The following is a 7685-nucleotide window of genomic DNA, read 5'->3' as shown; positions in this document are numbered from 1 at the left end:
TGTTTCTGGCCATGATTTAACCCTCCAGAACAGAACCCTTTAAGTGTAGTCCTGAAGGGCTGAATCATGGTGGTAATCAAGAACAAATATTAGATGAATATCTCTGTTTTCCTCAATTACAGGCCAATGACCACCGCGATACCGATACAACGCCAGCTCCCGCTCGTGATAGCCCTACTAGCTTGCGATAGCGCTCAAAGTACAGCCTTTGGTCTGTGTCACTCGTTCCCTCAACTGAGTTATAGTAGTATCAACAGATTAGAGCTCGAGATGACCAGGAGAGGTCCGGAACCACTATGGTATTAACACTGGTGCTATTATCCATCGGGGCCCTGCTGTTCCTGGTGATTGCTTACAACATCATGCAGCAATACAAGCAGAAACAAGAAACCGATCGCCGGATCCTGATGACCAAACAAAAGCTCATCATTGATGAGTCCGACGAACTGTTGCTCAATGCCAGCCGCCTGCCCTACACCAAGTCTCTGGTTCTGTTGCTGCAAAACCGGATCCTGGATGCCCTGCGCGCTATCTCCCAAGCGAATCCGGCGTTGAATTCTGTGCGGCAACGGATCCAGGATGTCACCGCACAAATCAACTATGTACAAGAGCATTATCAGGCCAACGAAGAGAGTGCCTTTCGCGCTCCGGATTCTGATCGTCAGGCTTTGCAGATGTTGCAACTGGTGAAGAAAATCCGGGCCGTGATGCGAGTTGAGCAAAACAAGGGCAAGATCGATCCGCAAGCCTTTGTTGCCGAAGATCGTCGACTCGAACTTTTGCTGCTTAAAATCAACATCGCTAACCTGATCCAGCGAGCACTGGATGCGCGGGTGCAACGCCAATTCGGTAGTGCCAAGCAGATGTTAACCAAAGGGATCACTACCCTCGCCGCCATCCACGACAAGGATGCTTGGCTCATCGCCCGTGAAGAAGAGATGCGGATGGCTCTGCGAGAAATGGCCGAACAATTGGAGCAAGCCAACCAGAAAGAGCTCGATCAACTCAACGAGAAGAAAGACGATCTGGATGTGTTGTTTCAACCTAAACGTAAGTGGTAACAGAACCCCTCTCCGACACAAGGCCGCATTGCGGCCTTTTTCGTCTCTCATTCGCCCATTGACCGCTTGCGAACACTATCCGACGGCTCTGCTACTTCATTCCCGTACACACTTGACGAACATATTGCACTTGGCAAGCCCCCTTTTACCCGGTTAGCTGTTGGGAATGAAGAGGGATGGAGTCTGGACGAAAAGCAGACCGTTGGCGGCAGGGATGCCGCCGTCGAGCCTACACGGATGTATTCACGGCGTGTCTGCGTTCGCCCTGACTCCTGAATACGGGCTTGATGCCGGGTTTTGATCCGAACAACGCGTAACTGGGACAGAGCCATTAAAAAGGCTGCCCACAGGCAGCCTTCGAAGATCGGCGTGAACCGATTTTATTGCAGCGTCACCAACTGGGTCTGTTGTACCAGTTCCAGCAATGGCTGCGGAAACAGCCCCAACAACAAGACGATCAACGCAGACAACAGTACCACGACCCCACCGGCCGACAGGGCCCAGTCGTGCTCGGCATCCCGCGCTTGCATGCCAGGCTCACGCAAGTACAGGGTCACCATCACCCGCAGGTAATAGAACAAGCCCAAACCAGAGCCCAGGATCACCGCCGCGGTCACCCACCACAAACCGGATGTCACACCAACGGCAATGATATAGAACTTGCCAATGAAACCTAACGTGGTCGGGATACCGGCCAACGACAGCATCATCACCGTCAATACGGCGGTGAGATAAGGACGATGCCAGAACAGGCCCCGATAACTGTGCAGGGAGTCCGCATCTTTGCCCCGGTAAGGACTGGACATCAGACTCACGACCCCGAATGCCCCCAGGCTGGTAAACAGGTACATCAACAGATAAACACCCGCGGCTTCCAGGGGGATCAGTTGCTGACGGCTGGCGATCACCACAGCCAGCAGATAGCCGAAATGGGCAATCGACGAGTAACCCAGCATCCGCTTGATGTTGCTCTGCACCAAAGCCAGCAGATTGCCGACCAGGATCGACAGGATGGCGATCACCGAGAGCAGCAGATGCATCATCTGGGCTTCGGCTGCCGGTATGGCCAGATAAAAGCGTAATAAGGCACAGAAGATGGCCACCTTACTGGCGGTTGCCAAAAATGAGGCCACGGGTGCGGGGGCGCCTTCATACACATCGGGAGTCCACAGATGAAATGGAGCCATCGACAACTTGAAGGCAAATCCCACCAGCATCATGCCGAGTCCAGCTAGGAACAAGGGCTGAAATTCAGGGCTGGTGGCCAGCGCCGTGCCCAATTGGGCAAAACTCAAGCTGCCGGACTGGGCATACAAGAGTGCCATGCCAAACAGCAAGAATCCGGTCGCAGTCGCCGACAGCACCATGTACTTGACCCCGGCTTCCAGTGAGCGCCGCTCGCGGTAGGCATAACCGACCAGACCAAACATCGGCAACGAGATGAGTTCGATGCCGATGAACAGCGACGCCAGATGCTGGGTCATCGCCAGAACCAAACCACCGCAGGTCGCAATCAGCAGCAGTAAATAGAACTCTTCCCGGTTATCCGGATAGAGACGCAGCCAGGCTCGAGCAAAAGTGCAACTGGCCAGTGAGGCAATCAGCACCAGCGCCATGTAAAAAATCGCGTAGTGATCCAGCCGTAACAGCGGTGTCAACTCCTGAGTGGGTAACCGCACCAGCAGCAACAGGGAAAGCAATGCGAGATTCAGGCCGCCAATAGTGACAAAGAAGGCGACATCAATACTGCGACGCCAGGCAATCGCCAGCATCAACACCACCATAGTCATGGCAGTCAGAGCCAGCGGTAAACCCGCCATGAGTTGTTCTAGAGTAAACGTCATCAAAGCACTCCTTCACTGACGGCGGGAAGAGAAACGAACCAGTGCTGCACAGCTCCGACAGTTCCGCTGGCGGTATCGATCACCGGCTGCGGGTACAAGCCCAACAGGATCAACAACCCGGCCAGCAGCAGCATCATGCCCAGCTCCCGAGGGCGCATGGCCAACAGCACGCTATCGCTCTTAGCCGGCCCGAAGCAGGCACGCTGCAACATGATGAGGGAATAGACGGAGGCCAGTACCAGTCCAGTGGTCGCCACCACGGTCACCACTGGGACACGGGAGAAACTGCCCATCAGGATCAGGAACTCACCCACGAAGTTACCAGTACCCGGCAGCCCCAACGAGGCGACCGAGAAGAACAGCATGACCGCCGGTAGATAGCGGATACGTCCCCACAGCCCCCCCATCTGCCGCAGATCACGCGTATGCAGACGCTCATACAACTGACCACACAGGATAAACAGGGCCGCAGCCGAGAGGCCATGGGCAATCATCTGGATCACAGCTCCCTGCAGCGCCAGCTCGGTACCGGCATAGATGGCAATCAACACAAAGCCCATATGCGAGATACTGGTGTAGGCAATCAGGCGTTTGATATCGGTCTGGCTAAACGCCAGCACGGCGCCATAGATGATGCCACCAATACCCAGCCACATGGCAATCGGTGCAAACTCGGCGGAGGCATGGGGAAACAGTGGCAAGCTGAAGCGTAGCAAGCCATAGGCCGCGGTCTTCAACAAGATCCCCGCCAAATCCACAGAGCCGGCAGTCGGAGCCTGACTGTGGGCATCCGGCAACCAGCCATGTAATGGCACCACCGGCATCTTGACGGCAAAAGCAATGAAGAACCCGAGCATCAACACATATTCAACCCCGGCCGACATGGGGGTATTGAGTAGCTCTTCGTAGCTAAACGTCAGAATATGGGTTGCCTGATAGTGGACAAACACCAGCCCGAGGATCGCCACCAGCATGATCAGACCGCTGACCTGGGTATAGATGAAGAACTTGGTGGCGGCATTGATCCGTGAGCGGCCATCGGAGGCGGCATGCCCCCACAGCGCAATCAGGAAATACATCGGCACCAGCATCATCTCCCAGAAGAAGAAGAACAGGAACAGATCCATCGCCATGAACACGCCGATGACGCCCCCCAGGATCCACAACAGATTTAGATGGAAAAAGCCAATCCGTTGTGCGATTTCACTCCAGGAGCACAGCACCGCCATCACCCCGAGGAAGCCGGTCAGCATCACCATCAGCAGCGACAAGCCATCAATAGCCAGATGAATGCTGATGCCAAAGCGCGGGATCCAGGGCACCAGGAACTCGGCCGTCCAGGCCGGAACTCCTTGCGCACTGAGCGAGAAATCACCTTGCCACCAGAGCCCTATACTCAGCAGTAACACGGTTAACATGGACAGGAGCGCAATCCAGCGCGGCAATTGGCTGCCTTGCCGCTCAGTCTGCCAGCAGAGTAATCCCCCAACAAACGGGGTCAAAAGTATCCATAATAGCGTCACGATCCGTACTCTCTCTTCAGACCAACAGCAACAGCGCCAGTATCATCAGCGCCCCCAAGCCCATCGAGGCTGCATACCAGCGCAGCTTACCCGTGACGGTTGTCACCAGCAGTTTGTTACCCAGTTGCGCCAGCCCACCCGGCAGTTCCATCAGCCGATCACAGGGATCTCGAGCCAAGACACGGGCGAGGAACAAATAAGGTCGGACAAACAGTCGATCATAGAGCCAGTCAAAACCCCAAGCGTGGAGCCAGAGTCCGCCCAACAGACGGCCCAGTGCCGAGTTAGCGATCCGGGTGATGAATCTGCGCTCGCCGAGGAACAACCAAGCGGCCAGCGCGATACCAGATAACGCCACACCCGCCGAGACAAACTCCAGCAGATGCTTACCCTCTTCAAGATGATCCCCTGGACCCGCGGGTAAAACACCAGTCAACGGAGGCACAATCCAGGCTCCGACTACGGTCGAAAGCGTCATCAGCACCACAAGCGGAATATGGTGCGACAAACCTTTACCGGCGTGGGCGCTGGTGTGCGCTTTGCCGTGAAAGACAATAAAGATCAGACGGAAGGTATACAGCGAGGTCAATAACGCCCCCACCAGACCGGCAATCAGCAACGGCTGCTGACCGGCGGCCTGCACTTGCCACAGGATGGCATCCTTACTATAAAAACCGGCAGTCACCAGAGGTAATGCCGCCAGCGCGGAGCCCCCGACCAAGAAGCAGGCATAGACCAAGGGTAACGAACGGCGCAAGCCACCCATCTTGAATATATTCTGTTCATGGTGACAGGCCACGATGACGGAGCCTGCGGAGAGGAACAGCAACGCCTTGAAGAAGGCGTGGGTCATCAGGTGGAAAATGGCGCCATCCCAGGCCCCAACGCCCAACGCCAGAAACATGTACCCGATCTGGCTCATGGTGGAATACGCTAGAATGCGCTTGATATCGGTCTGCACCAGTGCGGCAAAACCGGAAAGCAGCAAGGTGACAGCGCCGACAATGGCGACCAGCAGCAGGATATCCGGTGCCAGCAAGAACAGCCCATGGGTGCGAGCAATCAGATAGACACCGGCGGTCACCATGGTCGCCGCATGGATCAATGCCGACACCGGTGTTGGACCCGCCATGGCATCTGCCAGCCAGGTCTGCAATGGCAATTGAGCTGATTTACCCACGGCACCACCCAACAGCATCAGACAGGCCAGCCGGATTGTCGGGTCACCGACCTGCCAGAGCTGCTGGCCACGGATCACCAGCTCCTGAATGTTCAAGGTGCCCAATTCCCGGTACAGAATGAACATGCCAATCGCCAGGAAGACATCGCCCACTCGGGTCACGATAAAGGCTTTGAGTGCCGCAGCGCCGTTGGCCGGGTGCTTATAGTAAAACCCGATCAACAGATAGCTGCACAAACCGACGCCTTCCCAGCCCAGATAGACGAACAGCAGGTCATCGGCCAGAACCAGAAACAGCATGCTGGCAATAAATAGATTGGTGTAGGCAAAAAAGCGTGAATAGCCCTCTTCCCCGCGCATATACCAGGAGGCGAACAGATGGATGAAAAAGCCGACCCCGGTGACCACACCCAGCATGGTCAGCGATAGGCCATCCAGGTGCAATCGCAGCGCTGGCTGGAAGGAGCCGATGCTCATCCACTGCCACAGGGTTTGCGAGAAAACTCCTCCCGCCGGCACAGCGCCGAGGAAATCCACCCCCACAACCAAGGCGGTCAGCGCGGACAAGCCGATACTGCCGACCCCGACCAGTGCGGCCCTATGTTCACTCCAGCGACCCGCCGAAAAGGCCAGGAGCAGTGCGCCGAGCAAAGGAAACAAGCAGGTTAGAAACAGTAGATTCATCATCCGCGCATCTCGCTCACAATATCCACATCCAGTGTGTGATGACGGCGATACAGCATCAGCAATAACGCCAACCCGATACTGGCCTCAGCCGCTGCCAGTGAAATCACCAGAATGTACATGATCTGGCCATCTGCCTGTCCCCAACGACTCCCGGCAACCACGAAGGCCAATGCGGCGGCATTCATCATGATTTCAATGCTCATCAGGATAAACAGCAGATTGCGCCGCATGATGAGGCCACACAGCCCCAAGCAGAAAAGAATGGCCGCGACCAGCAGGCCATGCTCCATGGGTAATCCACTCATCGTTTACCTCCTTCATCCCGATGGGAAAGAACTTCGCCCTGCTTATCCTCACGTCCCAGGTGATAGGCAGTGACTAGACCGGCTAGCAACAAGATGGATGCCAGCTCCACGGCAATCACATAGGGACCAAACAGGGCGATACCGACCGCCTTGGCCGTCACGTCTGTAGTTCCCAGCGCCCCACCTGTGGCAGAGAAGATGGCATTGGCCAAAAAGATCAGCAGGATAAACGCCAACACGGCCGGGAAGACCACACTCCCCGGTGTCAGCCACTGCTTCTCTTGAACTTGAGCACTGCCCAAGTTCAGCATCATGACCACGAATACAAACAGCACCATGATGGCGCCGGCATACACGATGACCTGCATGGCACCGGCGAAACCGGCTCCCAGGCAGAAAAAGATCATCGCCACTGCTATGAGTGAAATGATGAGATTCAGTAACGCATGCATCGGGTTACTGTTACTGATGACCCGTAAGGTCGCCACTATGGCGACCAGTGACGAGACATAAAAAGCCAATTCCATGGTGAACTCCTCAGGGCAGCAGACTCTTGACATCAATGGGCTTGGCTTCGTGTTCGGCCTCGCCTTTGGCTTTACCCGCTATGGCCATGCCACTCACCCGGTAAAAGTTGTAATCGGGATATTTGCCGGGCCCACTGATCAACAGATCCTCCTTCTCGTACACCAGATCTTGCCGGCGGTACTCACCCATCTCAAAATCAGGAGTCAACTGGATGGCGGTGGTGGGACATGCCTCTTCACACATGCCACAGAAAATGCACCGTGAAAAATTGATGCGGAAAAATTCCGGATACCAGCGGCCATCTTCCCGCTCGGATTTTTGCAAGGAGATGCAGGAGACCGGGCAAGCCACCGCACATAAGTTGCACGCTACACAGCGTTCATCGCCGTCCGGATCCCGAGTTAACACGATTCGCCCACGGTAACGCGGTGCTGTGTAGACACTCTCCTCTGGATAACACAGGGTGTCCCGTTTACGCCAGGAGTGGGAAAAAACCATGGCGATGCTACGGATCTGAGTGCCAACACCTTTAATAATTTCATTGATAATCATACAGC

The 7685-nt window shown here is 55.5% G+C and carries 7 protein-coding genes; 1 reads left to right on the top strand and 6 read right to left on the bottom strand.

What is annotated here, in order from left to right:
- Positions 1-296: 296 nt before the first annotated feature.
- On the top strand, positions 297-1061 hold the full coding sequence (locus ACYVG7_RS19540; protein ID WP_460884774.1) for a DNA repair protein: 765 nt from the start codon (positions 297-299) through the stop codon (positions 1059-1061).
- A 380-nt stretch (positions 1062-1441) separates the two neighbouring features.
- Here ACYVG7_RS19540 and nuoN read toward each other — a convergent pair whose 3' ends face one another.
- From nuoN to nuoI, 6 genes are read right to left on the bottom strand one after another with little or no spacing between them, the layout of a single operon-like run.
- Positions 1442-2905, bottom strand: coding sequence for an NADH-quinone oxidoreductase subunit NuoN (gene nuoN, locus ACYVG7_RS19535; RefSeq protein ID WP_460884773.1), 1464 nt, complete (start codon positions 2903-2905; stop codon positions 1442-1444).
- Positions 2905-4428, bottom strand: a complete 1524-nt coding sequence (nuoM, locus tag ACYVG7_RS19530) for an NADH-quinone oxidoreductase subunit M (RefSeq protein WP_460884772.1) — start codon at positions 4426-4428, stop codon at positions 2905-2907. Before nuoM ends, nuoN begins: the two co-directional genes overlap by 1 nt.
- Before the next feature lie 16 nt (positions 4429-4444).
- The gene (nuoL, locus tag ACYVG7_RS19525) at positions 4445-6292 is read right to left on the bottom strand and encodes an NADH-quinone oxidoreductase subunit L (protein ID WP_460884777.1); all 1848 of its coding nucleotides are present in this window, start codon (positions 6290-6292) and stop codon (positions 4445-4447) included.
- On the bottom strand, positions 6292-6600 hold the full coding sequence (gene nuoK / locus ACYVG7_RS19520) for an NADH-quinone oxidoreductase subunit NuoK (RefSeq protein WP_460884771.1): 309 nt from the start codon (positions 6598-6600) through the stop codon (positions 6292-6294). Before nuoK ends, nuoL begins: the two co-directional genes overlap by 1 nt.
- A complete protein-coding gene (nuoJ, locus tag ACYVG7_RS19515; protein ID WP_460884770.1) occupies positions 6597-7127 on the bottom strand; it encodes an NADH-quinone oxidoreductase subunit J in 531 nt (176 codons plus the stop codon). The genes nuoK and nuoJ overlap by 4 nt, the downstream gene beginning before the upstream one ends.
- A 10-nt stretch (positions 7128-7137) precedes the next feature.
- Complete coding sequence (nuoI, locus tag ACYVG7_RS19510) at positions 7138-7680, bottom strand: NADH-quinone oxidoreductase subunit NuoI (protein WP_460884769.1); 543 nt, start codon at positions 7678-7680, stop codon at positions 7138-7140.
- Positions 7681-7685: the final 5 nt, after the last annotated feature.

This window comes from Pseudaeromonas pectinilytica, assembly GCF_054780855.1.
The sequence above is the reverse complement of the archived record's forward strand: the minus strand, read 5'-3'. Positions and strand labels throughout refer to the sequence as shown.